The sequence below is a fragment of the Streptomyces sp. NPDC053048 genome (assembly GCF_044547045.1).
In the GTDB taxonomy this organism is placed as follows: domain Bacteria; phylum Actinomycetota; class Actinomycetes; order Streptomycetales; family Streptomycetaceae; genus Streptomyces.
The window spans coordinates 1-25,765 of record NZ_JBITZS010000003.1; the positions used below are offsets into that span (position 1 = coordinate 1).

At 72.0% G+C, this 25,765-nt stretch carries 16 protein-coding genes, 1 tRNA gene and 1 rRNA gene; 14 read left to right on the plus strand and 4 right to left on the minus strand.

Translation table 11 applies throughout. The features are described 5' to 3' along the window. Window positions 1-148: 148 nt before the first annotated feature. From rrf to ACIG36_RS08370, 3 genes are all read left to right on the plus strand, one after another. Window positions 149-265 (plus strand): 5S ribosomal RNA (gene rrf, locus ACIG36_RS08360). Between the two features lie 118 nt (window positions 266-383). After that, window positions 384-1,070, plus strand: a complete 687-nt coding sequence (locus ACIG36_RS08365) for a DegT/DnrJ/EryC1/StrS family aminotransferase (RefSeq protein ID WP_399924047.1) — start codon at window positions 384-386, stop codon at window positions 1,068-1,070. A 47-nt stretch (window positions 1,071-1,117) separates the two neighbouring features. Then, window positions 1,118-1,193: transfer RNA gene (locus tag ACIG36_RS08370), tRNA-Thr, on the plus strand. 57 nt (window positions 1,194-1,250) lie between these two features. Here ACIG36_RS08370 and ACIG36_RS08375 read toward each other — a convergent pair. After that, window positions 1,251-3,869, minus strand: a complete 2,619-nt coding sequence (locus ACIG36_RS08375) for a SpoIIE family protein phosphatase (RefSeq protein ID WP_399925365.1) — start codon at window positions 3,867-3,869, stop codon at window positions 1,251-1,253. A gap of 252 nt (window positions 3,870-4,121) precedes the next feature. Here ACIG36_RS08375 and ACIG36_RS08380 point away from each other — a divergent pair, with 252 nt between their 5' ends. The 11 genes from ACIG36_RS08380 to ACIG36_RS08430 all read left to right on the plus strand — a co-directional run bounded on the left by ACIG36_RS08380 (window position 4,122) and on the right by ACIG36_RS08430 (window position 19,033). Continuing rightward, window positions 4,122-9,617, plus strand: a complete 5,496-nt coding sequence (locus tag ACIG36_RS08380) for a HAMP domain-containing protein (RefSeq protein WP_399924050.1) — start codon at window positions 4,122-4,124, stop codon at window positions 9,615-9,617. A 274-nt stretch (window positions 9,618-9,891) separates the two neighbouring features. Then, entirely contained in the window at window positions 9,892-10,578 is a 687-nt protein-coding gene (locus tag ACIG36_RS08385; protein WP_399924053.1) for a two-component system response regulator, read from the plus strand. Window positions 10,579-10,700: 122 nt separating this feature from the next. Continuing rightward, on the plus strand, window positions 10,701-13,436 hold the full coding sequence (locus tag ACIG36_RS08390) for a DNA translocase FtsK (protein WP_399924056.1): 2,736 nt from the start codon (window positions 10,701-10,703) through the stop codon (window positions 13,434-13,436). A 200-nt stretch (window positions 13,437-13,636) separates the two neighbouring features. Continuing rightward, window positions 13,637-14,509, plus strand: coding sequence for a helix-turn-helix domain-containing protein (locus ACIG36_RS08395; protein WP_399924058.1), 873 nt, complete (start codon window positions 13,637-13,639; stop codon window positions 14,507-14,509). 149 nt (window positions 14,510-14,658) lie between these two features. Further along, window positions 14,659-16,167 (plus strand): 30S ribosomal protein S12 methylthiotransferase RimO, encoded by a 1,509-nt coding sequence (gene rimO / locus ACIG36_RS08400; protein WP_399924061.1) that lies wholly within the window; start codon window positions 14,659-14,661, stop codon window positions 16,165-16,167. After that, a complete protein-coding gene (gene pgsA / locus ACIG36_RS08405) occupies window positions 16,164-16,793 on the plus strand; it encodes a CDP-diacylglycerol--glycerol-3-phosphate 3-phosphatidyltransferase (RefSeq protein WP_399924064.1) in 630 nt (209 codons plus the stop codon). Before rimO ends, pgsA begins: the two co-directional genes overlap by 4 nt. Then, window positions 16,790-17,326, plus strand: a complete 537-nt coding sequence (locus ACIG36_RS08410; protein ID WP_399924067.1) for a CinA family protein — start codon at window positions 16,790-16,792, stop codon at window positions 17,324-17,326. The genes pgsA and ACIG36_RS08410 overlap by 4 nt, the downstream gene beginning before the upstream one ends. Before the next feature lie 109 nt (window positions 17,327-17,435). Further along, window positions 17,436-17,819, plus strand: coding sequence for a helix-turn-helix domain-containing protein (locus ACIG36_RS08415; protein WP_086566431.1), 384 nt, complete (start codon window positions 17,436-17,438; stop codon window positions 17,817-17,819). A 249-nt stretch (window positions 17,820-18,068) separates the two neighbouring features. Further along, window positions 18,069-18,539: a Dps family protein gene (locus ACIG36_RS08420; protein WP_399924070.1), complete on the plus strand. Its 471-nt coding sequence runs from the start codon at window positions 18,069-18,071 to the stop codon at window positions 18,537-18,539. An 11-nt stretch (window positions 18,540-18,550) separates the two neighbouring features. Continuing rightward, window positions 18,551-18,763 (plus strand): hypothetical protein, encoded by a 213-nt coding sequence (locus ACIG36_RS08425; protein ID WP_399924073.1) that lies wholly within the window; start codon window positions 18,551-18,553, stop codon window positions 18,761-18,763. A gap of 12 nt (window positions 18,764-18,775) precedes the next feature. Next, entirely contained in the window at window positions 18,776-19,033 is a 258-nt protein-coding gene (locus tag ACIG36_RS08430; RefSeq protein ID WP_399924076.1) for a hypothetical protein, read from the plus strand. 86 nt (window positions 19,034-19,119) lie between these two features. On the opposite strand, the gene ACIG36_RS08435 is transcribed toward ACIG36_RS08430, so the two are convergent. The 3 genes from ACIG36_RS08435 to ACIG36_RS08445 form a co-directional block, all read right to left on the minus strand. Further along, a complete protein-coding gene (locus tag ACIG36_RS08435) occupies window positions 19,120-19,929 on the minus strand; it encodes a DNA-formamidopyrimidine glycosylase family protein (protein WP_399924079.1) in 810 nt (269 codons plus the stop codon). A 59-nt stretch (window positions 19,930-19,988) separates the two neighbouring features. Then, window positions 19,989-24,740, minus strand: coding sequence for an ATP-dependent helicase (locus tag ACIG36_RS08440; protein ID WP_399924082.1), 4,752 nt, complete (start codon window positions 24,738-24,740; stop codon window positions 19,989-19,991). Window positions 24,741-24,828: 88 nt separating this feature from the next. Continuing rightward, on the minus strand, window positions 24,829-25,749 hold the full coding sequence (locus ACIG36_RS08445; RefSeq protein WP_399924084.1) for a hypothetical protein: 921 nt from the start codon (window positions 25,747-25,749) through the stop codon (window positions 24,829-24,831). Between the last annotated feature and the right edge of the window lie 16 nt (window positions 25,750-25,765).

The window sequence follows — 25,765 nt, forward strand, 5'->3', positions numbered from 1 at the left end:
GGTTGATAGGCCAGGTGTGGAAGACCGGTAACGGTTGGAGCTGACTGGTACTAATAGGCCGAGGGCTTGTCCTCAGTTGCTCGCGTCCACTGTGTAGGTTCTGAAGTAACGACCTGTGTACATGCCGGGTTGTATATCTTCATAGTGTTTCGGTGGTCATAGCGTTAGGGAAACGCCCGGTTACATTCCGAACCCGGAAGCTAAGCCTTTCAGCGCCGATGGTACTGCAGGGGGGACCCTGTGGGAGAGTAGGACGCCGCCGAACAATTATTCAAAAAAGCTCTGATGTGTGGACTTCGGTTCACGCGTCAGAGCTTTTTTGTTTTCACGATGAGCTGTGCGGCGTCATGTCGCGTTAACGTCGTGTGGGCAGCATCCGCGGCATGGGGACAGCAGAGCAGCTGGCGGCCGCCGGCGTGGGGTTCGGGGACGAGGTCGTCGTGCCGTCGTATGCGACTGCCGAGGCCGCCGAGGCCGTACGGAGCATCGGTGCGCTACCGCTTTTCGCGGACATCGATCCCGGCAGTTTCTGCCTCGACCCGGCCGCGGTGGCCCGCGCGGTGACGCCCCGTACCGCCGCCATCGTGCCCGTACATCTCTTCGGTCACCCGGCCGACCTGATGGCCCTGCGGCTTGTCGCCGCAGAACGTGGCCTGCTTCTCGTCGAGCATGTCGACCATACGGAGGAGCGCGGCGGTTCCTCCCCGCGGCAGGCCAACGCCGCGTACCTCACCTCCCGTCTCACCGGCGTCGTCACGCCCGTCACCGCACCCGGCGTCGTGCATCGCTACGACTCCTACGTCGTCCGCGTTCCCGGCAACGGCCGGCCCGACCGGGACGCCTTCGCCCGTGCCCTGCGTGCTCGCGGTGTGCGGTGCCGGGTGCCCGTTCAGACGCCCGTCCACCGAATGCCGTCGTTCCGGCGGGAGTTGTGGCTGCCCGAGACCGAGCGTGCCGCCGACGAATGCCTTGCTCTGCCCGTCGAAGAGGAAATGACGCGGCGGGAGCTGCAGCGGCTGGTGTCGGTGTGCAACGGGCTCGGCGGTCTGGTTCCGCTGGCCGCCGCCTAGCGGTCAAAAGCCCGTACGAACATGGGGTATGCTTTATCTCGTTGCCGGCCCCAATAGCTCAGTCGGCAGAGCGTCTCCATGGTAAGGAGAAGGTCAACGGTTCGATTCCGTTTTGGGGCTCCATAAAAAGAAGGCCCCCGCCATTCGGCGGGGGCCTTCTTGCTGTCGTCGCTCCTGCCGCTACTCCTGACGCTCCGGCACCCGCATCGCGAGGATGGCCATGTCGTCCGAGGCCGGCTCGGCGGCGAAACGTTCGACCGCGCGCAGGATCCTGGCTGCGACCGCGCCCGCCGTGAGGCCCGTACAGGTGGTCAGGACGTCCGTCAGGCCGTCGTCGCCGAGCATGCGGGTGCCCTCGCGGCGTTCGGTGACGCCGTCCGTGACGCACAGCAGCACATCACCCGGGTCGAGGGTGACCGTCTGCTCGTACAGCTCGAGGTCCTCCATGACACCCAGCAGCGGCTGGGGGTCGGCCGCCGGCTTCACCGTCCCGTCCTGGCGCAGGCGCAGGGGCAGGGGGTGGCCCGCGCAGACGACCTTCAGCTGTGCGCTGCCGTCGTGCTGCGGCCACAGCTCGCCGTAGAGGAGGGTGAGGAAGCGGCTGCGGGCGCCCTCGTCGAGGATGGCCGCGTTGAGCCGCTGCAGCACCGCGGGGCCGCCGAAGCCCTCGCGGGCCAGCAGGCGCAGGGCGTGCCGGGCGAGGCCGGTGACGGCGGCGGCTTCCGGGCCCGTGCCGCAGACGTCGCCGATGGCGAAGCCGTACGCGCCGTCGCGGATGGGGAAGAGGTCGTAGAAGTCGCCGCCGACCTCGTTGCCCTCGCCCGCCGCGCGGTAGATGACCTCGACCTCCACGCCGGGGACGTCCGGCAGCTCGGGCGGGAGGAGGCTGCGCTGGAGGCTCTGGCTGATGGCCGTGCGTTCGCTGTAGAGGCGCGCGTTGTCCAGTGCCAGCGCCGCCCGACGGGAGAGGTCCTCCGCGAGCTCGAGGATCTCCTGGCGGAAGTGGTCGTCGGTGGGCTTGCCGAGGGTGAGCATGCCGATGACGCGGTTGCGGGCGACGAGCGGCAGGACGACCGTCTCTCCGCCGACGGCCGCCGCCGTGGCCAGTGAGGTGCCGAGGCCCGGCAGGTGTCCGGTGGTGTCGGCGAGGCCGAGGCTGCGCAGGGAGGTGCGCAGGGCGGCGGAGTGGGCGGCTTCGGTGGGTGCGGACCAGACGCGTGCGCCGGGGGTGGGGACCGGGTCGGGCGGGGACACCTTGGACAGCAGGGCCTTGAGGCCGTCGATGCGGTCCTCGTCCTCGTGGAGGACGTAGGAGAGCTCGGGTTCGGAGGACTGGTCGGCGATGGTGTAGACGGCGCACCAGGCGGCGAGGGTGGGGACGGTCATCTGGGCCATCAGGGCCAGCGTCTGGTCGCGGTCGAGGGTGCCGGCGAGCAGGTCGGAGGCCTCGACCAGGAAGGAGAGGGAGCCGCGGCGCAGCCGTTCCAGTTCGCCGAGGCGGGCGGATTCGACGGCCAGGGCGATGCGGTCGGCGGCGAACTGCAGGCGCAGTGCCTCCTCGTTGCCGTAGCGCCGGGGGGCTTCGGCCGCGACGCCGAGGGAGCCGGTGAGGCGGCCCTCTACCTTGAGGGGGACGGTGACGACCGAGCGCATGCCGGTGTCGGTGAGGAGGGGGACGGCGCCGGGGACGGCGGCGAGGTCGTCGTGGACGGCCGGCATGCGGGCGGAACCGTAGCGGCCGGTGCCCGCCTCGACGGGCACGCGCGCGAAGCGCTGGCGGGTGGAGGGCAGGCCGGTGGAGGCGCGGACCTCCAGTTCGGTCTCGTCGTCGGTGGCGAGCAGCAGGTAGGCGGAATCGCCGTCCAGCATGTCGCGGGCGCGTTCGACGGTGCGCTGGAGCAGTCCGTCGAGGTCGTCGGGGGCGGGGGAACCGATGAAGACCTCGAAGGGGTCGGTGGCGGTGCCCCGCTCGCCGGTGGCCGTGTCGCCGGCCGCGGAGCGCGGCGGGCTCTGCAGGACGGCGCGCTCCTCGTCGCGCACCAGCAGGCAGACGGTCGAGGGGGCGCCGGCGTTGTCGCGGACGCGCAGGTGGGAGGCGTAGACGGGGAGGACGCGGCCGTCGGCGCCCCTTATGCCGTAGGAGCCCTCCCAGCGGGACAGGCGCAGGGCCTCGGCGATGCCGGTGGAGGTGCCGGGGGTGTGGGGCCAGGCGGCGAGGTCGGTGAGCGGCTTGCCGAGGATCTTGTCGGCGGTGAAGCCGAAGAGTTCGTGGGCGTCGTCGTTCCAGGCGGTGATGGCGCCGGTGCGGTCGATCTGGACGACGGCGACGCGGACGCGGGCGTCGGCGACCGGCAGGGCCTCGGCGGGCAGGGCGGGGCCCGCGGAGCGGGTGCCGGCGGGGCGGTCGGGCAGGTCGAGGCGGAACCACACGGTCTTGGCGGTGGCGCTGTACTCGACGCCCCAGCGGGAGGCGATCGCGGCGCACAGCAGCAGGCCGCGGCCGCCCTCGCGGTCGAGGCCGCCGAACTGGCGGGCGGGGTCCTGGAGCGGAACTTCACGCTCGGGGTAGCGGTCCGCAACCTCCACGCGTACGCCGGTGTTCATACGTACGCACAGCACGTCTGCATGAGTGCCCGCGTGGACGACGGCATTGGTGACGAGCTCGCTGGTCAGGACGACGGCATCGTCGATGATGTCGGGGAAGCCCCAGCCCTGGAGGGTGTCCCGGACGAAGGTCCGGGCGGCGGCGACCGAGCGTCCGACCGGCTCGAAGGTGGCGGCTGCCCGCGCGGTGATCACAGGTCTCCTCGTGTACGTCTCGGCGATCTGCTCACCCATGTGCAGCGCCCCTCCATTGCCCCGGACGGATGCCAGGTTACTTACCTCCGCCGTGAACGCGGATGGCGGTGCACAGGGATTCCACCTTGCGGGGTGCCGGTGGACCGTGTGCGATGCTGCCGACTGTTATGGCCTGGTTGGGCCGGGGTGAAACACTGGGAAAGCTCGAAGCGGAAGCCCGACGAGGATGATCGACCCAGCGGGAGGGACACGGTGGAGTCTGGCGCAGCGGCGCGGGGCGCAAGCACGCGCGCGAAGGGCGGACGGTCCCGGCCCAACGGCACGACCGAGGTGGACACGGCGGCCCTGCACCGGTTGCTGTCGGCCCTCGAGGCGATGCGGGACGGGAACTTCCGCAAGCGGCTGACGGTCTCCGGTGACGGGGTGATGGCCGAGGTCGCCGCCGTCTTCAACGAGGTGGCGGACCGCAATCTGCAGCTCACCGGTGAGCTGGCCAGGGTGCGGCGGGTCGTGGGCCGTGAGGGCAAGCTCACGGAGCGCCTGGAGCTCGGGGCCTGCGAGGGTGCCTGGGCGGCGGCGATCGACGCGTCGAACGCGCTGGTGGACGACCTGGTGCGGCCCGTCTCCGAGGTGGGCCGGGTGCTGTCGGCGGTGGCCGAGGGCGACCTGGAGCAGCGGATGGACCTGCGCTCGCAGGGCGCGGACGGCGCGGCGCATCCGCTGCGGGGCGAGTTCCTGAAGGTCGGGCGGACCGTCAACGGTCTGGTGGACCAGCTGTCGGCGTTCACCGACGAGGTGACGCGGGTGGCCAGCGAGGTGGGTACCGAGGGCAAGCTCGGCGGCCAGGCCCGGGTGCGCGGAATGTCCGGTTCCTGGAAGGACCTCACGGACTCCGTCAACACGATGGCGTCCCGGCTGACCGCCCAGGTGCGTGATATCGCCCTGGTGACGACGGCAGTCGCCAAGGGCGACCTCTCCCGCAAGGTCACCGTTCATGTGGCCGGGGAGATGCTGGAGCTGAAGAACACCGTCAATACGATGGTGGACCAGCTCTCCTCCTTCGCCTCCGAGGTCACCCGGGTGGCGCGTGAGGTGGGTACGGAGGGCGAGCTGGGCGGCCAGGCGCAGGTGCCGGGGGTCGCCGGGGTCTGGAAGGACCTCACCGATTCGGTGAACCTGATGGCCGGCAACCTGACGGCCCAGGTGCGCGGCATCGCGCAGGTGACGACGGCCGTCGCGAACGGTGACCTGTCGCAGAAGGTGACGGTGACCGCGCGCGGCGAGGTCGCGCAGCTCGCCGAAACCATCAACCAGATGACGGAGACGCTGCGTACCTTCGCCGACGAGGTCACCAGGGTGGCCAATGAGGTGGGTGCCGAGGGGCTGCTGGGCGGTCAGGCGGCGGTGCCGGGTGCGGCGGGTACGTGGAAGGACCTCACCGATTCGGTGAACACCGCCTTCCGCAACCTCACCGGTCAGGTGCGGGACATCGCTCAGGTGACGACGGCCGTCGCGAACGGCGATCTGGGCCAGAAGGTCACGGTCGATGTGTCCGGCGAGATGCTGGAGTTGAAGAACACCGTCAACGGGATGGTGGACCAGCTCCAGTCCTTCGGCGCCGAAGTGACGCGTGTGGCACGGGAGATCGGTGTCGAGGGTGAGCTCGGCGGTCAGGCGGCGGTGCCGGGTGCGGCGGGTACGTGGAAGGACCTCACCGATTCGGTGAACACCGCCTTCCGCAACCTCACCGGCCAGGTCCGCAACATCGCCCAGGTGACGACGGCGGTCGCCAACGGCGACCTCTCGCAGAAGGTCACGGTCGATGTGTCCGGCGAGATGCTGCAGTTGAAGAACACCGTCAACACGATGGTGGACCAGCTGTCCTCGTTCGCCGACCAGGTGACGCGGATGGCGCGGGACGTGGGCACGGAGGGCCGGCTCGGCGGCCAGGCCCGGGTGGACGGCGTCAGCGGCACCTGGAAGGAGCTGACCGACTCCGTCAACTTCATGGCCGGCAACCTCACGTCGCAGGTGCGGCAGATCGCCCAGGTGACCACGGCGGTGGCTCGTGGTGACCTCTCGCAGAAGATCGACGTCGACGCGCGGGGCGAGATCCTGGAGCTGAAGAACACCATCAACACGATGGTCGACCAGCTGTCCGCCTTCGCCGAGCAGGTCACCCGCGTGGCCCGCGAGGTCGGCACCGACGGCCGGCTCGGCGGCCAGGCCCAGGTGCCGGGTGTGGCGGGCGTGTGGCGTGACCTCACCGACTCGGTCAACGGCATGGCGGGCAACCTGACCGCTCAGGTCCGCAACATCGCCCAGGTCGCCACGGCGGTGGCGCGCGGTGACCTCTCGCAGAAGATCGACGTCGATGCGCGGGGCGAGATCCTGGAGCTGAAGAACACCATCAACACGATGGTCGACCAGCTGTCGTCGTTCGCCGACCAGGTCACGCGGGTGGCCCGTGAGGTGGGCACGGAGGGCCAGCTGGGCGGCCAGGCGGAGGTCCAGGGCGTCTCCGGCACCTGGAAGGACCTCACCCAGTCGGTCAACTTCATGGCCAACAACCTGACGTCGCAGGTGCGCAACATTGCCGAGGTGACGACGGCGGTCGCCAAGGGCGACCTCTCCAAGAAGATCACCGTCGATGCCAAGGGCGAGATCCTCGAGCTCGTCACCACGGTGAACACGATGGTCGACCAGCTGTCGGACTTCGCCGAGCAGGTCACCCGGGTCGCCCGTGAGGTGGGCACCGAGGGCCAGCTGGGCGGCCAGGCGCGGGTACGGGACGTCACCGGCATCTGGAAGGACCTCAGCGACAACGTCAACCTGATGGCCAACAACCTGACCAGTCAGGTCCGTAACATCTCGCAGGTGGCGGGCGCGGTGGCCAACGGCGACCTGACCAAGAAGGTCACCGTCGAGGCGCGCGGCGAGGTCGCGCAGCTCGCCGACACCGTCAACACCATGGTGACGACGCTGTCCTCCTTCGCCGACGAGGTCACGCGCGTGGCCCGCGAGGTGGGCACCGACGGCATCCTGGGCGGCCAGGCGCGGGTGCCGGGCGTGAGCGGCACCTGGAAGGACCTCACCGAGTCGGTGAACTCGATGGCGTCCAACCTGACGGGCCAGGTGCGCAACATCGCGATGGTGACCACCGCCATCGCGCAGGGCGACCTCACCAAGAAGATCGACATCGATGCCCGCGGCGAGATCCTGCAGCTGAAGACCACCATCAACACGATGGTCGACCAGCTGTCCTCCTTCGCCGACCAGGTCACCCGCGTCGCCCGCGAGGTGGGCACCGAGGGCCAGCTCGGCGGCCAGGCGCGCGTGCGCGACGTGGACGGCACCTGGCGCGACCTGACCGAGTCCGTCAACGAGATGGCGGGCAATCTGACCCGCCAGGTGCGGGCCATTGCCGAGGTCGCCACGGCCGTGACCCGCGGCGACCTCAACCTCAAGATCGATGTGGACGCGGCCGGCGAGATCCTGGAGCTCCAGGACAACATCAACACGATGATCGCCAACCTGCGCGAGACCACGCTGGCCAACAAGGAGCAGGACTGGCTCAAGGGCAATCTCGCCCGCATCTCCGGCCTGATGCAGGGCCGCCGCGACCTGCAGGACGTCGCCGGGCTCATCATGAGCGAGCTCACTCCGGTCGTCTCCGCCCAGCACGGCGCGTTCTTCCTGGCGATGCCGGTGGGCCCGCAGGAGGGCGAGAGCGACGAGGACGCGTACGAGCTGCGGATGCTCGGCTCCTACGGCTACTCCATGGGCGCGATGCCCACCTCGTTCCGTCCCGGTGAGTCACTCATCGGCACGGCGGCCAAGGAGAAGCGCACGATCCTGGTGGAGAACGTCCCACCGGGCTATCTGAAGATCGCCTCCGGGCTCGGGGAGGCCCCGCCGGCCCATGTCATCGTGCTGCCCGTGCTGTTCGAGGGGCAGGTGCTGGGCGTGATCGAGCTGGCGTCCTTCCAGCCGTTCGCGCAGATCCAGAAGGACTTCCTCAGCCAGATCGCCGAGATGATCGGCACCAGCGTCAACACCATCAGCGTCAACACCAAGACCGAGGTCCTGCTCAAGCAGTCGCAGGAGCTGACCGAGCAACTGCGCGAGCGCTCCGCCGAGTTGGAGAACCGGCAGAAGGCGCTGGAGATCTCCAACGCGGAGCTGGAGGAGAAGTCCGACCGGCTGGCCCGGCAGAACCGCGACATCGAGGTCAAGAACACCGAGATCGAGGAGGCGCGGCAGGTCCTGGAGGAGCGCGCCGAGCAGCTCGCGGTCTCGATGCGCTACAAGTCCGAGTTCCTGGCGAACATGTCGCACGAGCTGCGCACCCCGCTCAACTCGCTGCTGATCCTGGCCAAGCTGCTCGCCGACAACGCGGAGGGCAACCTCTCCCCGAAGCAGGTGGAGTTCGCCGACACGATCCACGGCGCGGGTTCGGACCTGCTGCAGCTGATCAACGACATCCTGGACCTGTCGAAGGTCGAGGCGGGCAAGATGGACGTCAGCCCCAGCAGGATCGCGCTCGTCCAGCTCGTCGACTACGTCGAGGCCACCTTCCGTCCGCTGACCGCGGAGAAGGGCCTGGACTTCTCGGTACGGGTCTCGCCGGAGCTGCCGGCCACCCTGCACACCGACGAGCAGCGGCTGCTGCAGGTGCTGCGCAACCTGCTGTCGAACGCGGTGAAGTTCACCGACACCGGAGCCGTCGAGCTGGTCATCCGTCCGGCGGGCGCCGATGTGCCCGACAGCATCCGGGAGCAGCTGCTGGAGGCCGGCTCGCTGCGTGACGCGGACGGCGACATGATCGCCTTCTCCGTCACGGACACCGGCATCGGCATCGCGGCCAGCAAGATGCGGGTCATCTTCGAGGCCTTCAAGCAGGCCGACGGCACCACCAGCCGCAAGTACGGCGGCACGGGCCTGGGGCTGTCCATCAGCCGGGAGATCGCCCGGCTGCTGGGCGGCGAGATCGACGCGGCGAGCGAGCCCGGCCGCGGCTCGACGTTCACCCTCTATCTGCCGCTCAACCCCGGTGAGCTGCCGCCTCAGGGGTACCCGCAGCCGGAGTCGGAGGGCGCGGGGAGCCTGCCGCACGGGGCGGGCGCGCCGGAGGGCGAGAGCTCGCCGGCGCGGCAGGCGGCCGGGCTGTTCCTGCGGCGCCGCCGGGCCGCCCAGGCGGCCGGGCAGGCGGCGGCTCAGGCGTCGTCCGCCGTGCCGGGGTCCGCGCACGGGGAGACGGGGGTGCCGGGCGCGCGGACGGCCCGTCCGGCCGCCGCGCCGCACGAGCCCTGGCTCACCGGTGCGCACACCGGTGCGGGGGAGGCCGCAGGGGTCGGCTTCAGCGGTGGGTTCCACGGTGAGAAGGTGCTGATCGTCGACGACGACATCCGCAACGTCTTCGCCCTCACCAGCGTCCTGGAGCAGCACGGCCTCTCGGTGCTCTACGCGGAGAACGGGCGCGAGGGGATCGAGGTGCTGGAGCAGCACGACGACGTGGTGGTGGTCCTGATGGACATCATGATGCCGGAGATGGACGGCTACGCCACGACGGCCGCGATCCGCAGGATGCCGCAGTTCGCGGGGCTGCCGATCATCGCGCTGACGGCGAAGGCGATGAAGGGCGACAGGGAGAAGAGCATCGATGCGGGCGCTTCCGACTATGTCACCAAACCAGTCGATACAGACCATCTTCTGACGGTGATGGAGCAGTGGATGCGCGCAGAGTGACGGAATCTCGTTCACTATTTGACGGTCTGCTGACTGAGTGTGGCCGTCGACGTGTGGGAGCGCGGTATTCGGGGAACCTTCTGGTCCCCCACCGCGTTTCTGCTACGTGCACAGTGACATCGCGGTGACAGGGTGTGGCGACGGGCGGGGTGCGGCTACCATGACCGGCACAAGGACGGGCGGCGCAAGGGAGTCGTCCCCTGGGGCGGCGCCCGGTACTTCCCCCGGCTCTTCGAGCTGGGGAGACCCCAAGCCGGGACGAGGAGGACGGGGCATGGTGCAGAAGGCCAAGATCCTCCTGGTCGATGACCGGCCGGAAAATCTGCTGGCGCTGGAGGCCATCCTCTCGGCGCTCGATCAGACACTGGTGCGGGCATCGTCAGGGGAGGAAGCGCTCAAGGCGCTGCTGACGGACGACTTCGCGGTGATCCTGCTGGACGTTCAGATGCCCGGCATGGACGGCTTCGAGACCGCCGCGCACATCAAGCGGCGGGAGCGGACCCGGGACATCCCGATCATCTTCCTCACCGCCATCAACCACGGTCCGCACCACACCTTCCGCGGCTACGCGGCGGGCGCGGTGGACTACATCTCCAAGCCCTTCGACCCGTGGGTGCTGCGCGCCAAGGTCTCGGTCTTCGTCGAGCTGTACATGAAGAACTGCCAGCTGCGCGAGCAGGCCTCCCTGTTGCGGCTGCAGCTGGAGAGCGGCCAGACCGGCCGGAGCGGGGCGATAGAACCGCAGGAGCCCGCGAGCCTGCTCGCGGAGCTCTCGGCACGGCTCGCCGCCGTCGAGGAACAGGCCGAGGCGCTCTCCAAGCAGCTCGACGAGTCCGCCGACGCCGCCGCGGTCGCCACCGCCGCCCATCTGGAGCGCAAGCTCACCGGGCTGCGGCGCGCCCTGGACGCCCTGGAGCCCGGCACCGGCAGCGCCGCCGGCCCGCTCCCCGCGCCGAACTGACCGGCCGTTCCGGCCGCGCGCTTTGACGTCGTGTCACCCTTGCCACCACGGCATCACGACACGAACGGGTGAACGCCCGGCCGCACGTGTACCGCACGACCGACACCGGTAACCTCGGCATCATGGCCTCACGTACGTCCGGCAAGGGTTCCCAGAGCACGGCGGGCAACTCGAAGCAGCGCGCCGGACGTCCCGGGGGCGCTGCCAAGAAGGCGTCGCCCGCCCGGGTGCCCGCCAAGAAGGCGGCCGCCAAGCCCGCGGGCCGCCCGCCCGCGCGCAAGGCACCCGCCAGGAAGCCCGCCGCGAAGGCGGCGCCCCAGCGCGCCCCCGGCGGCGCGCGCCGCGTGGGAGCGGGCCTGGCACACGGTGCCGGGGCGTTGTTCCGCGGCGTCGGCCGCGGGGCCAAGGGCCTGGACCCGGCGCACCGCAAGGACGGACTCGCCCTGCTGCTGCTCGGCGCCGCGCTCGTCGTCGCCGCCGGCACCTGGTCCACCCTCGACGGCCCCGTGGGCGACCTCATAAGACTGCTGGTCACCGGCGCCTTCGGCCGCCTCGACCTGGTCGTGCCGATACTGCTCGGCATCATCGCGATCCGGCTGTTCCGCCATCCCGAGCGGCCCGAGGCCAACGGACGCATCGTCATCGGCCTGTCGGCGCTGGTCATCGGCGTCCTCGGACAGGTCCACGTGGCCTGCGGATCGCCCGGCCGCGACGACGGATCCCAGGCACTGCAGGACGCGGGCGGGCTGATCGGCTGGGCCGCCTCCAAGCCGCTGCTGTACGCGGTCGGCGAGGTGCTGGCCGTACCGCTGCTGGCGCTGCTCACCGTCTTCGGGCTGCTGGTGGTCACCGCCACGCCCGTCAACGCCATCCCCCGGCGGCTCCGGCAGGCCGGTGAGCGACTGGGCGTCATCGAACCGCGCCCCGAGGAGTACGACCCGCGGGCCGAGGAGGCCTACGCCGACTACGACGACGAGTGGCGCGACGCGGCACCCGCCCGGCGTCCCCGGCGGGCCTCCGCGTCGGCCGGTCCCGAGCAGGCCGAGGAGCAGGAGCTCGGCAGGCGGCGCGCGCCCCGCCGTGCGCCCGTGGAGCCGCCGGCCGCCCGGGAGCCCGACGCGGTGGACCTGGCGGCCGCCGCCGCGGCCTCGCTGGACGGCGCCGTGCTGCACGGCGTCCAGCCCTCGCCGCTCGTGGCCGACCTCAGCAGCGGCGTCTCCGCGGACAGCGGGCGCACGACCGTCCCGGCGGGCGCCCGGGGCGCCGGCCGGAAGTCCCCGGCCGCGGCGGAGCGTACCCCCGGGGCCGTTCCCGACCTCACCAAGCCCGCGCCCGAACCGCCCGCCGGGCTGCCCGCGCGGGCCGAGCAGCTCCAGCTCTCCGGCGACATCACCTACGCGCTGCCCTCGCTCGACCTGCTCGAGCGCGGCGGTCCGGGCAAGGCCCGCAGCGCCGCCAACGACGCCATAGTGGCCGCGCTGACCAACGTCTTCGCGGAGTTCAAGGTCGACGCGGCCGTCACCGGCTTCACCCGGGGCCCGACCGTCACGCGCTACGAGGTCGAGCTGGGCCCGGCCGTCAAGGTCGAGCGGATCACCGCGCTCACCAAGAACATCGCCTACGCCGTCGCCAGCCCGGACGTACGCATCATCAGCCCCATCCCGGGCAAGTCGGCCGTCGGCATCGAGATCCCCAACACCGACCGGGAGATGGTCAACCTCGGCGACGTGCTGCGACTGGCGGACGCCGCCGGTGACGAGCACCCCATGCTCGTCGCGCTCGGCAAGGACGTCGAGGGCGGCTATGTGATGGCCAACCTGACGAAGATGCCGCACATCCTGGTGGCCGGCGCCACCGGTTCCGGCAAGTCGTCGTGCATCAACTGCCTGATCACCTCGCTGATGGTGCGTGCCACCCCCGAGGACGTGCGGATGGTGCTGGTCGACCCCAAGCGCGTCGAGCTGACCGCCTACGAGGGCATCCCGCACCTGATCACGCCGATCATCACCAACCCCAAGCGGGCCGCCGAGGCCCTGCAGTGGGTCGTGCGCGAGATGGACCTGCGCTACGACGACCTGGCCGCCTACGGCTTCCGGCACATCGACGACTTCAACGCCGCCGTGCGCGCCGGGAAGGTCACGCCGCCTGAGGGCAGCGGGCGCGAGCTGACGCCGTACCCGTACCTGCTGGTCATCGTGGACGAGCTCGCCGACCTGATGATGGTGGCGCCGCGCGACGTCGAGGACTCGATCGTGCGCATCACCCAGCTCGCCCGTGCCGCCGGCATCCACCTGGTGCTCGCCACCCAGCGGCCGTCCGTCGACGTCGTCACCGGTCTCATCAAGGCGAACGTGCCCTCCCGGCTCGCCTTCGCCACCTCCTCGCTCGCCGACAGCCGGGTCATCCTCGACCAGCCGGGCGCCGAGAAGCTCATCGGCAAGGGCGACGGGCTCTTCCTGCCGATGGGGGCGAACAAGCCCGTCCGGATGCAGGGCGCGTTCGTCACGGAGGCCGAGGTCGCGGCCGTCGTCCAGCACTGCAAGGACCAGATGGCGCCGGTCTTCCGCGACGACGTCACCGTGGGCACGGCGAAGAAGAAGGAGATCGACGAGGACATCGGGGACGACCTCGACCTGCTGTGCCAGGCCGCCGAGCTGGTCGTCTCCACGCAGTTCGGCTCCACCTCGATGTTGCAGCGGAAATTGCGTGTGGGATTCGCCAAGGCGGGCAGGCTCATGGATCTGATGGAGTCGCGCGGCATCGTGGGGCCCAGCGAGGGCTCCAAGGCTCGTGACGTGCTGGTCAAGCCCGACGAACTGGACGGGGTTCTGGCGGTCATCCGTGGGGACGCTTCGTAGCCACCGCAAAAGATCCCTGACCAACCGTTTCTCTCGGGCATGAGCAGAGTTGAAGCGAGGGGGGAGGGGCGATGTGCCACTGCCGTTACGCCAGAGCATTCTGATGGCCTACAAAGTCCGGCTTCCCGCTTGCCCGACCGTTTCGCATCCCCCCTAGACTGAATCTCCAGCAGGTGGCTGCACGCTCGAAAGGCGCCCACGTGTCCATCGGCAACTCTCCAGAGCCAGAGGATGTCGGCAGCTCTTCGGAACTCCCTTCGGAAGAGGATGACCGGGCCTCCGTCGGACGATCCCTCCAGCAAGCCCGTATCAATGCCGGACTGACCGTGGACGAGGTCAGTTCGACCACTCGTGTACGCGTTCCGATCGTTCACGCGATCGAACAGGACGATTTCACCCGCTGCGGTGGACGCGTCTACGCCAGAGGACATATCCGTACGCTGGCGCGGGCCGTCGGCGTCGATCCCGCCCCGCTCGTCGCGCAGTACGACGCCGAGCACGGAGGCCGCCCCTCGCCCACCCCGGCGGCGCCGATCTTCGAGGCCGAACGGATCCGCCCCGAGCCCCGGCGGCCCAACTGGACGGCCGCGATGGTCGCCGCCATCGTCGCCGTCGTCGGGTTCGTGGGGTTCACGCTCTTCAACGGCGGGGCCCAGAGCGGATCCGTCTCGGCCGACCCGGCCTCCAGCAAGCCGTCCGCGGCGCCCAGCGCCAAGAGCGGCTCGGGGAAGGGGAAGGCCGACCCCAAGGCGGAGCCCAAGGCCGACCCCAAGGCGGAGGCGTCCGCCAGCGCCATCGCCGGCGTCCCGGCCAACAAGGTCACTGTCAAGCTCACCGCCGAGAACGGCCAGACCTGGATGTCGGCCAAGGACCACAACGGCAAGCTGATCGAGGAGGGGGTGCTCAAGCGGGGCGCCTCCAAGACCTTCACCGACAGCAAGCGGATCGACCTGGTGCTGGGCAACGCCGGGGCCGTACAGCTGTTCGTGAACGGCAAGGAGGTCAAGAACCTGGGCGACGACGGGCAGGTTCAGCGGCTGAGCTACACCCGGGGCGACCCCTCGGCGGGCTGACCGCGGGCGGACCGCGGGCCGGTGGCGGGCCGGTCGCGGCACATACCGGGGCGCCGACGGGCGCGGAGAGCCAGTGGGTGATCAGGCTCTCCGCGCCCGTCGGCCACTCGGCAGCGGATGCGGCGCCGGGACAAAGTAGGCTGAGCCCTATGCCCGAACGCCGTACCGTCGCTCTTGTCACACTTGGCTGCGCCCGTAACGAGGTGGACTCGGAGGAGCTGGCAGGCCGCTTGGCGGCGGACGGCTGGGACCTCGTCGAGGACGCCGCCGACGCCGATGTGGCCGTCGTCAACACCTGTGGCTTCGTCGAAGCCGCGAAGAAGGACTCCGTCGACGCCCTCCTCGAGGCCAACGACCTCAAGGACCATGGCCGCACCCAGGCCGTCGTGGCCGTCGGCTGCATGGCCGAGCGCTACGGCAAGGAGCTCGCCGAGGCGCTGCCCGAGGCCGACGGCGTGCTCGGCTTCGACGACTACGCGAACATCTCCGACCGCCTGCAGACCATCCTCTCCGGCGGCGTCCACGCCTCCCACACCCCGCGCGACCGGCGCAAGCTGCTGCCGATCAGCCCCGCCGAGCGGCAGGGCGCGGGGGACGCCGGCACGGTCGCCCTGCCCGGCCACGCGCAGACCGCCCCCGAGGAGCCCGCGGCCCCTCCGGCGGACCTGCCCGAGGGTGTGGCCCCGGCCTCCGGGCCGCGGGCGCCGCTGCGCCGCAGGCTCGAGTCCAGCCCCGTCGCCTCCGTGAAGCTCGCCTCCGGCTGCGACCGGCGCTGCTCCTTCTGCGCCATCCCCTCCTTCCGCGGCTCCTTCATCTCCCGCCGCCCCTCCGACGTGCTGGGCGAGACGCGCTGGCTCGCCGAGCAGGGCGTCAAGGAGATCATGCTGGTCTCCGAGAACAACACCTCCTACGGCAAGGACCTCGGCGACATCCGGCTGCTGGAGACGCTGCTGCCGGAGCTGGCGGCGGTCGACGGCCTGGAGCGCATCCGGGTCAGCTACCTGCAGCCCGCCGAGATGCGGCCCGGCCTCATCGACGTCCTGACCTCGACGGACAAGGTCGCCCCCTACTTCGACCTGTCCTTCCAGCACTCCGCGCCCGGCGTGCTGCGGGCGATGCGCCGCTTCGGTGACACCGACCGGTTCCTGGAGCTCCTGGAGACCATCCGCGGCAAGGCGCCGCAGGCCGGCGCCCGCTCCAACTTCATCGTCGGCTTCCCCGGAGAGACCGAGGAGGACCTCGCCGAGCTGGAGCGATTCCTGGTGGGAGCGCGCCTGGACGCCATCGGCGTCTTCGGCTACTCCGACGAGGACGGCACCGAGGCGGCTACCTACGAGGACAAGCTCGCCCCCGAGGTCGTCGCCGAGCGGCTGGCGCACATCTCCCGGCTGGCCGAGGAGCTCACCGCGCAGCGCGCGGAGGAGCGGATCGGTGAGACGATCGAAGTACTCGTCGACCGGGTGGACGACGAGGACGGAGTCATCGGCCGCGCGGCACACCAGGCGCCCGAGACCGACGGCCAGGTGCTGCTCACCATGGACGACGAGCCCGCTCCCGGCCGCATGGTCGTGGCCAAGGTGGTGGCGAGCGAGGGCGTGGACCTCATCGCCGAGCCGCTCGGGATCGAGGGCGGGTGTACCGAGGAGGCGGGCAGATGAGCGGACTCCCGGCCTCCGCCGCAGGAGGCCCGGCACCCACGACGGGCGTGCGGCCGGCCGGGTTGTGGAACATCGCCAACATCCTCACCATGGTGCGCCTGCTCCTTGTGCCCGGGTTCGTCTTGTTGATGATGCACAACGGCGGCGACGACCCGGCCTGGCGCTCCTTCGCCTGGGCCGCCTTCGCCGTCGCCATGATCACCGATCTCTTCGACGGTCATCTGGCGCGGGCGTACAACCTGGTCACGGACTTCGGCAAGATCGCCGACCCGATCGCGGACAAGGCGATCATGGGGGCGGCGCTGATCTGCCTCTCCGTCCTGGACGACCTCCCGTGGTGGGTCACCGGCGTGATCCTGCTGCGCGAGATCGGCATCACGCTGATGCGGTTCTGGGTCATCCGGCACGGCGTCATCCCGGCCAGCCGGGGCGGCAAGATGAAGACGCTCGCCCAGGGCGTCGGCGTGGGCATGTACATCCTCGCGCTGACCGGGCCGCTGGCCACGCTGCGCTTCTGGGTGATGGCCGTGGCTGTCGCGTTGACGGTCGTCACTGGCCTCGACTACATCAAGCAGGCCGTCGTGCTGCGCCGGGCCGGGCGCAGGACCGGAGGGCCGGCACGGTGAGTGCGGCGGACGGCGGCGGTGCCGCGGAGGTGCTCGCGGTGCTGGTGGCGCACGGCCAGACCGTGGCGGCCGCGGAATCGCTGACGGGCGGCCTGGTGGCCGCGGAACTGACCGCGGTGCCGGGAGCCTCCCGCAGCGTGCGCGGATCGGTCACGGCCTACGCCGGCGAGGTCAAGCGCGATGTGCTGGGCGTGGACGGGACGCTGCTCGCCGAGCGCGGGGCCGTCGACGCCGAGGTGGCCCGGCAGATGGCGCGGGGCGTACGGGCCCTGCTGGGCGCGGACTGGGGCGTCGCGACGACCGGGGTCGCCGGGCCGGAACCCCAGGACGGCAAGGACGTCGGCACGGTCTTCGTCGCGGTGGCGGGCCCGCAAGGGCCCGGCGCGGTACGGCAGCTGTCGCTGGACGGCGGCCGCGCGGAGATCCGGGCGGAGAGCGTACGCGCGGTCCTCGTGCTGCTGCTGCGGGAACTCGCAGGGGGACGCGTGGGGAACGCGGGGGCAAAGGATACGGAACACAACGGGGGGAATTGATGTTTGCAGCCCTGAGTGAACACGACATAGCTCCCCGCACGGCCGCACCCCGAGGCGGTACGGTGGGGCTTGAAGGAACCGGATTCGCGGTCCAAGGAGGGAGCCACCGATGATTCTGCTCCGTCGCCTGCTGGGTGACGTGCTGCGTCGGCAGCGCCAACGCCAGGGCCGCACTCTGCGCGAGGTCTCCTCGTCCGCCCGGGTCTCGCTCGGATATCTCTCCGAGGTCGAGCGCGGGCAGAAAGAGGCGTCCTCCGAGCTTCTCTCCGCAATCTGCGACGCTCTGGACGTACGGATGTCCGAGGTCATGCGCGAGGTGAGTGACGAGCTGTCGCTCGCCGAGCTGGCGCAGTCGGCGGCGGCGAGCGAGCCGGTACCCGCGCCGATGCGGCCGATGTTCAATTCGGTGTCCGTGACGTCCGTGACGGGCGTTCCGGGGGAGCGCGTGACCATCAAGGCCCCCGCGGAGGCCGTGGACGTGGTCGCGGCCTGATCCGGGCGAGAGCCTGGACGGCATCTGTTTCACGTGTGAGGCCCCGGCCGGAGGATTCCGGCCGGGGCTTTCGCGTATCCGGCCACTCGCCGGTCCAGTCGGCAGCCTTCGTCTGTCCGGCCATCAGCCTTCGGGCGTTCGTCGTTCGCCGTGCCGCGCGGCGAACGTCGCTGTGCCGTGCGGCGAAAACTGGGTCATGGTGAAAGAACCGGGTCTCCACACGCCTGGCCGGCCGAAAAGGAGGAAGCGATGTCCGTCGTCAAGAGCCCCCTGTCCGATCAGGACCGCAAGGTCGTCGGCGATGCCCTGCAGGGCGCGCTCGTCGACCTCGTCGACCTCGCGCTCGTGGCCAAACAGGTCCACTGGAACATCGTGGGCCCCCGCTTCCGCTCGGTGCACCTGCAGCTCGACGAGGTCGTCGCGAGTGCGCGCCTGCACGGGGACACCGTCGCCGAGCGGGCCTCGGCCCTGGGCATCGCCCCGGACGGGCGGGCCGAGACCGTGGCGAAGACCAGCGGCATCGACCCCGTCGGGGGCGGGTGGATCAAGGACACCGAGGCGGTGCGGACCCTCGTGGCGGCACTGGGTGCCGTGATCACGCGGATGCGCGAGCGGATCCAGGCCACCGCCGAGCCGGACCCCGTCACCCAGGACATCCTCATCGGCCTCACCGGCGACCTCGAGAAACACCACTGGATGTTCCAGGCCGAGAACGCCTGAGCGGCACACTCATGAGCGAGCACCCGGTGATCCGCTTCACGCGTGAGCTGATGGTGGTCTCCGAACTCGACCAGGCGACCGCGGGAGCCTTCGTGCGGACGGTCTACCAGGAGGGCGTGCGGGACGGTGAGCAGCGCGTGGTCGTCGAGCTGCACCGGCGCGACCGTGCCATCGACGAGCTGGAGCGGGAACTGGTCCGGCTGCGCGGGGAACCGGGCGGCTGAGGAGGCGACGTCATGGTCCGGCGGAACGTCCGGCGTCACCGAAGGCCCTCCCGCGGGCCGGGCTTCTGGCTGCTCGGGGTCGCTCTGGGCGGCCTGTGGTGCTGGGCCGTCTTCCGGCTGCTGACGCAGCCGGGACGGACAGGGCTGGCCGAGGCTCTGATCGCGACCGGAGGGTGGGGGCTGAGCCTGCTGCCGGTGCACTGCACACCCCGCAGGGAGCGCCGGCGGCCGGGCCCGCGCGGCGGGGGGCCGGGGGCCGGGGAGCCCTGAGGGGCCAGGCGGCGCGCGGGCGGACGTCCGGACGGGCGCGCGCCTGGGCGGGCGCTCACCTGTTCGGCCCAGCGGAGGCGGGCCGGTCAGGTGGCGGGCGGCGTGGGGCCCGTCTGGCAGTGGGGGCACCAGTAGGTCGTGCGCTCCTGCCCGGCCGGACCCTGGTCGGCGACGAGGACGGGGGTGCCGCAGCGGCGGCAGGGGCGCTCGGCGCGCCCGTACACCCACAGCCTGCGGTCGGGACGGACGTCGGCGGTGGTGATCCGGGCCGGGCGTGACTTGTTGACCTCCAGGAGCTTCTTGGCGAGGGTCACCAGGCGCGCGGGATCGGGGAGCGAGGCGACCGGCAGCCAGGGGGTGACGCGCAGCAGGAAGCACAGCTCGGACTTGTAGACATTGCCGATCCCGGCGAGGTTGCGCTGGTCCAGGACGGCCTCGCCGATGGTGCGGCCGGGGTCGGCGAGCAGACGGCGCACGGCCTTGTGCGCGTCCCAGTCGGGGCCCAGCAGGTCGGGGCCGAGGTGGCCGACGACGGTGGCCTCGTCGGTGGTGCGCAGCAGGTCCAGGGCCAGGAGGCGGTAGCCGACGGCGGTGTGGCCGGTGTTGGCGAGGACGGCACGGACCTGGTGGTCCGGGCCCTGGCCGCCCCGCCGTAGCCCGCCGGGGGCGTCGATGCGCCAGGAACCGTCCATACCGAGATGGGAGTGGAGGGTCAGGCCGCCCTCGACGCGGGTGAGCAGGTGCTTGCCGCGCGGGATCACCTCGGTCACCGTGCGGCCGCTGAGGTCGGCGGTGGCGAGCTTGGGAACGCGCAGGTCGCAGCGGGTCAGCGGCTCGCCTGCCAGGGCCTGGTGCAGATCCCGCGCGGTGCGCCAGACGGTGTCTCCTTCGGGCATGGGGTCTTCTCCTTCGGCCTGAGACCCGATTCGGCCTGTGACCCATGATGCGCTTCCGCTCAGGCGGCGCGCAGGCGCAGGCCCCGGGGAGTGGCGTGGAAGCCCACGGACTCCAGCAGGGCGCCCAGGGGGGACGTCAGGGCCGCCGCGCCGTTGACGCGCTCGACGGTGACGGTGCCCAGGGCGCCCGCGCGGGCCGCCTCCGCCAGGGCCGCCGCCGCTTCGCGCAGGCCGGGGTCGTCGCCGTCGGGCCCGTCGCCCGGCTGTTGGGGCCAGGCCAGCAGGGTCTTGCCGCCGCGCTCCACGTAGAGCGCCAGGGCGCCGTCGAGGAGGACGACCAGGGAGCCCGCCTTGCGCCCCGGCTTGTGGCCGGCGCCCTCGGGGGGCTCCGGCCAGGGCAGTGCCGCGCCGTAGGCGTTGGCCGGGTCGGCGGCGGCGAGCACGACCGCGCGGGACCGGGCGGGCCGGTCGGCCGGCGGCCGGGCGCCCCAGGGGGCCTCGGGGGCGCCGGCGGACCGTTCGCGGGCGGTTCCCGCTGCGCGCAGCCGGTCGATGGCGCCGTCCATGGCGAACTGGGCGGCGCCCAGGCCCTCGACGACGTAGCCGCGGCGGGCCTGTCCGCTCTCCTCGAAGGCGGACAGCACCCGGTAGGCGGCGGAGAAGCCGCCCTCGACGCCCTCGGCGGCGACCGCGCCGCGCGTCACCACGCCGTGCCGGTCCAGGAGCGTACGGGCCAGGGCGTGCGCCCGGTGGGTGGCGTCCGGCTCGCGGTCGGGCAGCAGCGACCAGCGGCCCGCGACCGTCGGCGGCCCGCCGCGGGAGGCGGTGGCCCGGCCCGCCGGGGCGAGCGTGCCGGTGCGGCCGACCAGGGCGCCGTAGCGGCCGCGCGGGACCGCGCGCCGGGCGCGGTGGGCGGTGGAGCCCGCGGTGCGGCCGGAGCCGAGGAGCGAACGCAGCGGCGCGAGGGTGTCGTTGGTGAGCCGGCCGGACCAGGCCAGATCCCAGACGGCCTCGGCGATCCGGGCGTCCGTGCCGGCCGAGTCGCCGAAATCGGGGGCGGCGGCGCGTACCTGGTCGGCGATCTGACGGAAGAACAGGCCGTAGCCGCCGGACAGCGCGTCGAGCACCGCCTGGTGCACCGGCGAGAGCTCCAGCGGGTGCGGGGCGGGCAGCAGCAGCGGGGCGGCGTCGGCGAGCAGCAGGGAGACCCAGCCGTCCTTACCGGGCAGCGCGCCGGAGCCGGCCCAGACGATCTCGCCCGCCGCCGTGAGCTCGTCGAGCATGGCCGGGGAGTAGTCCGTCACCCGCGAGGGCAGGACCAGCTTCTCCAGGGCGGAGGCGGGCACCGGCGCGCCCTGCAACTGCTCGACGGCGCGCACCAGTCCGTCGATGCCGCGCAGGCCGTGGGAGCCGATGTGCTGCCACTGGGGGAGGAACGCGGCGAGCGTGGTGGGCGGCACCGGCTCCAGCTCGTGCCGCAGCGCCGCCAGGGAGCGGCGGCGCAGTCTGCGCAGGACGGCCGCGTCGCACCACTCCTGGCCGATGCCGGATGGGTGGAACTCGCCCTGGACGATGCGTCCGTCGGCCGCCAGACGGTGCAGCGCGCCGTCGGTGACGGCCGTGCCCAGCCCGAAGCGGCCGGCGGCCTCGGCCGAGGTGAACGGGCCGTGGGTGCGGGCGAAGCGGGCGAGGAGGTCGCCGAGCGGATCCCTGACGGGCTCGGTGAAGGCCTCCGGCACGCCCACGGGCAGGGCCGTGCCCAGGGCGTCGCGGAGCCGTCCGGCGTCCTCGACGGCCGCCCAGTGCTCCCGCCCGGCGATGCGCACACGCAGGGCGCGCCGGGCGTCCGAGAGCTCCCTGGCCCAGCCCGGCTCAGCGCCGCGCTCGGCCAGCTCGGCGTCGGTGAGCGGCCCCAGCAGACGCATCAGGTCGGCCACGCTCTCGCGGTCCTTCGCGCGGCGGTCCTCGGTCAGCCACTGCAGCTCGCGCTCCAGTTCGGTGAGCACCTCGGGGTCCAGCAGCTCGCGCAGCTCGGCCTGGCCCAGCAGCTCGGCCAGCAGCCGGGAGTCGAGGGAGAGGGCCGCCGCGCGGCGCTCGGCGAGCGGGGAATCGCCCTCGTAGAGGAACTGGGCGACATAGCCGAAGAGCAGCGAGCGGGCGAACGGGGAGGGCTCGGTGGTGGTCACCTCGACCAGCCGGACCCGGCGGGCCTCGATGTCGCCCATCAGCTCGGTCAGGCCGGGGACGTCGAAGACGTCCTGGAGGCACTCGCGGACGGCCTCCAGGATGATCGGGAACGAGCCGAACTCGCTCGCCACCTGCAGCAGCTGGGAGGCGCGCTGGCGCTGCTGCCACAGCGGGGTGCGCTTGGTCGGATCGCGCCGCGGCAGCAGCAGGGCGCGGGCGGCACACTCGCGGAAGCGGGCGGCGAACAGGGCCGAGGAGCCGACCTGGTCGGTGACGATCCGGTCGACCTCGGCCCGGTCGAAGGTGACGTCGGCCGCCCCCACGGGGGACTGCTCGCTGTCGTACTCGGTGCCCTGCCGCGCGGGGTCGGCGTCGAGCAGGTCCAAGCCCATGACGTCCGCGTCGGGCAGGCGCAGCACGATGCCGTCGTCGGCGTGCATCACCTGGGTGTCCATGCCGTAGCGCTCGGCGAGCCGGGCGCCGAGGGCCAGCGCCCAGGGGGCGTGCACCTGTGCGCCGAAGGGGGAGTGGACGACGACCCGCCAGTCGCCCAGCTCGTCGCGGAACCGCTCGACGACGATCGTCCGGTCGTCGGGTACGTGCCCGCAGGCGCGGTGCTGTTCGTCCAGGTAGGACAGGACGTTGTCCGCCGCCCACCGGTCGAGGCCGGCGGCGGTCAGCCGCTCGCGGGCCGCGTCGGGCGCCAGGCCGCGGATCTCCCGCAGAAAGGCGCCGAGGGCGCGGCCGAGCTCGAGCGGGCGGCCCAGCTGGTCGCCCTTCCAGAACGGCAGTCGGCCGGGCGTGCCGGGGGCGGGGGTGACCAGGACGCGGTCGCGGGTGATGTCCTCGATCCGCCAGGACGTGGTGCCGAGGGTGAACACGTCGCCGACCCGCGACTCGTAGACCATCTCCTCGTCCAGCTCGCCGACCCGTCCGCCGCCCTTCTTGGGGTCCGCGCCGGCCAGGAAGACCCCGAAGAGGCCGCGGTCGGGGATGGTGCCCCCGGAGGTGACGGCCAGCCGCTGCGCTCCAGGGCGGCCCGTGACCGTGCCGGCCACGCGGTCCCAGACCAGGCGGGGCCGCAGTTCGGCGAAGGCGTCGGACGGATAGCGCCCGGCGAGCATGTCGAGCACCCCGGAGTAGGCGGACTCCGGCAGCGACGCGAAGGGCGCCGCCCGCCGCACCACGGCCAGCAGCTCCTCCACGTCCCAGGTGTCCATGGAGACCATGGCGACGATCTGCTGGGCCAGCACGTCCAGAGGGTTGGCGGGCACACGCAGCGACTCGATGGCCCCCTGCCGCATCCGCTCCGTCACCACGGCCGCCTGCACCAGGTCGCCGCGGTACTTGGGGAAGACGACGCCGGTGGAGACCGCGCCTACCTGGTGCCCGGCGCGGCCGACGCGCTGCAGGCCGGAGGCGACGGACGGAGGCGACTCGACCTGGACGACCAGGTCGACCGCGCCCATGTCGATGCCCAGCTCGAGGCTGGAGGTGGCGACGACCGCGGGCAGCCGGCCCGCCTTGAGGTCCTCCTCGACCAAGGCGCGCTGCTCCTTGGAGACCGAGCCGTGGTGCGCGCGGGCGAGGACCGGCGGCGCGCCCTTGGCCGCGCCCGATTCGGCCATCAGCTCGGCGGGCGAGTGATGCTCGGGCAGTGGCTCGCCGGTGGCCCGCTCGTAGGCGATCTCGTTGAGCCGGTTGCACAGCCGCTCCGCCAGACGGCGCGAGTTGGCGAAGACGATCGTGGAGCGGTGGGACTGGACGAGGTCGGCGATGCGCTCCTCCACATGGGGCCAGATCGACGGCCTCTCCTTGCCGTCGCCGCCCTCCTGGACGGGCGAGCCGCCCAGCTCGCCCAGGTCCTCGACCGGCACGACCACCGACAGGTCGAACTCCTTGCCGGACGGCGGCTGGACGATCTCCACCCTGCGCCGCGGCGACAGGTAGCGCGCCACCTCGTCCACGGGCCGGACCGTCGCGGACAGGCCGATGCGCCGGGCGGGGCGGGCGAGCAGGGTGTCGAGGCGCTCCAGGGACAGCGCCAGATGGGCGCCGCGCTTGGTGCCGGCGACGGCGTGCACCTCGTCGAGGATCACCGTCTCCACGCCCGTGAGCGCCTCCCGGGCGGCGGAGGTGAGCATCAGGAACAGCGACTCGGGCGTGGTGATCAGGATGTCCGGCGGCCGGGTGACCAGCGCCCGGCGCTCGGTGGCCGGGGTGTCGCCGGAACGGATGCCGACGCGGATCTCCGGCTCGGGCAGCCCCAGGCGCACCGACTCCTGGCGGATGCCGGTGAGCGGGCTGCGCAGGTTGCGTTCGACGTCGACGGCGAGGGCCTTGAGCGGCGAGACGTACAGCACCCGGCAGCGCTTGGCCCGCTCGGCCGGGGGCGGGGTGCTCGCCAGCCGGTCCAGGGAGGCGAGGAAGGCGGCCAGCGTCTTGCCGGAGCCCGTGGGGGCGACGACCAGGACGTCCGATCCCTCGTCGATCGCCCGCCACGCCCCGGCCTGGGCGGCCGTGGGCGCGGTGAAGGCCCCCGTGAACCAGGCGCGGGTCGCGGGGGAGAACGCGGCGAGGGCCGCGGCCGGGTCCACCGCCGGAACTGCCTTGTCGTTCACCATGCCCCCCATCGTGCACCGCACCACTGACAATGCCCCGGACACGCAGGTCGGGGGCCGGAAGGGGCGGGGAAGGGGCGCGGGGAGCCCGCTACACCGGGCGGCCGTAGGCGCGCAGGGTCAGCAGCGCGTCGATGGTCACCATCGGCCGGCACTCGAGCAGCGTGCCCGGTGCCCAGGCCCGCCACCGGACCGGCCAGCCGCCGTCGGCCTCCTGCCCGGCGGCGAGGAAGTCCAGCGAGCGCGCCAGCTCCGCGTCGGTGAACCAGGAGCGGGCCGACGAGGCGGGCGTCCGCGCGAAGTCGTGCGGGAAGTGGTACTCGCCGGGCGCGTACCCCTCGGGCAGCGGGTGGCCGTCCGTGTGCTCCGGCTCCAGGACGACCAGACGCTGCTCCCGCACGGTCCGGCCCAGCCGCTCGGCCGCCGCCTCGGCGCGGGCCCGGTCCGGTGCCCCGTCGAGGAAGGCGACGGCCGCCTGCACCTCGTACGGATGGGTCCTCGCCCCCTTGCCCAGGGCGTCGACCGCGGCCCAGCAGAAGTCCGTGGCCCGGAACAGCCAGGCGTGCCACACCTCGTTGCGGTGCAGCAGCCCCACCACGGGCCCGGTGGCGAGCAGATCGCTCGGCGGGTTGTCCACCACCGGGATCCAGGGAGCCGACGGGTAGCCGCGCAGCGAGGGGTGCAGGGCGGGCAGCGCGCCGTCCGCCGTGGAGACCGCCGTCAGGTAGCGGCACACGCGCTCGACCCGCCGGTCGCGGCAGCGGCCGATCTCGTCCAGCACGCGCAGCGCGTGCGCGGTGTGCAGCGGCTGGCTCACCGGGCCGCGCAGATCGGGCTCCAGAGCGTGCCCGAAGCCCCCGTCGTCGCCCGCGTAGGCGGTCAGGGCGGCCTCGACGGCGTCGGGGCCCCCGCCCAGGAAGTGGTACGCGAATCTGCGCTGTTCCAGGACGCGGGCGGTGAGCCAGACGAAGTGTTCTGCACGGGCGACGGCGGATGCTCCGGATGGGGCCATGGACAAGACCGTAGGG

Bases quoted from the DNA above. Each gene is read 5' to 3' on its own strand.
- ACIG36_RS08365 (WP_399924047.1), top strand. From the start codon at position 384: ATGGGGACAGCAGAGCAGCTGGCGGCCGCCGGCGTGGGGTTCGGGGAC.
- ACIG36_RS08385 (WP_399924053.1), top strand. From the start codon at position 9,892: ATGGTGCAGAAGGCCAAGATCCTCCTGGTCGATGACCGGCCGGAAAAT.
- ACIG36_RS08390 (WP_399924056.1), top strand. From the start codon at position 10,701: ATGGCCTCACGTACGTCCGGCAAGGGTTCCCAGAGCACGGCGGGCAAC.
- rimO (WP_399924061.1), top strand. From the start codon at position 14,659: ATGCCCGAACGCCGTACCGTCGCTCTTGTCACACTTGGCTGCGCCCGT.
- pgsA (WP_399924064.1), top strand. From the start codon at position 16,164: ATGAGCGGACTCCCGGCCTCCGCCGCAGGAGGCCCGGCACCCACGACG.
- ACIG36_RS08415 (WP_086566431.1), top strand. From the start codon at position 17,436: ATGATTCTGCTCCGTCGCCTGCTGGGTGACGTGCTGCGTCGGCAGCGC.
- ACIG36_RS08420 (WP_399924070.1), top strand. From the start codon at position 18,069: ATGTCCGTCGTCAAGAGCCCCCTGTCCGATCAGGACCGCAAGGTCGTC.
- ACIG36_RS08425 (WP_399924073.1), top strand. From the start codon at position 18,551: ATGAGCGAGCACCCGGTGATCCGCTTCACGCGTGAGCTGATGGTGGTC.
- ACIG36_RS08430 (WP_399924076.1), top strand. From the start codon at position 18,776: ATGGTCCGGCGGAACGTCCGGCGTCACCGAAGGCCCTCCCGCGGGCCG.
- ACIG36_RS08435 (WP_399924079.1), bottom strand. From the start codon at position 19,929: ATGCCCGAAGGAGACACCGTCTGGCGCACCGCGCGGGATCTGCACCAG.
- ACIG36_RS08440 (WP_399924082.1), bottom strand. From the start codon at position 24,740: ATGGTGAACGACAAGGCAGTTCCGGCGGTGGACCCGGCCGCGGCCCTC.
- ACIG36_RS08445 (WP_399924084.1), bottom strand. From the start codon at position 25,749: ATGGCCCCATCCGGAGCATCCGCCGTCGCCCGTGCAGAACACTTCGTC.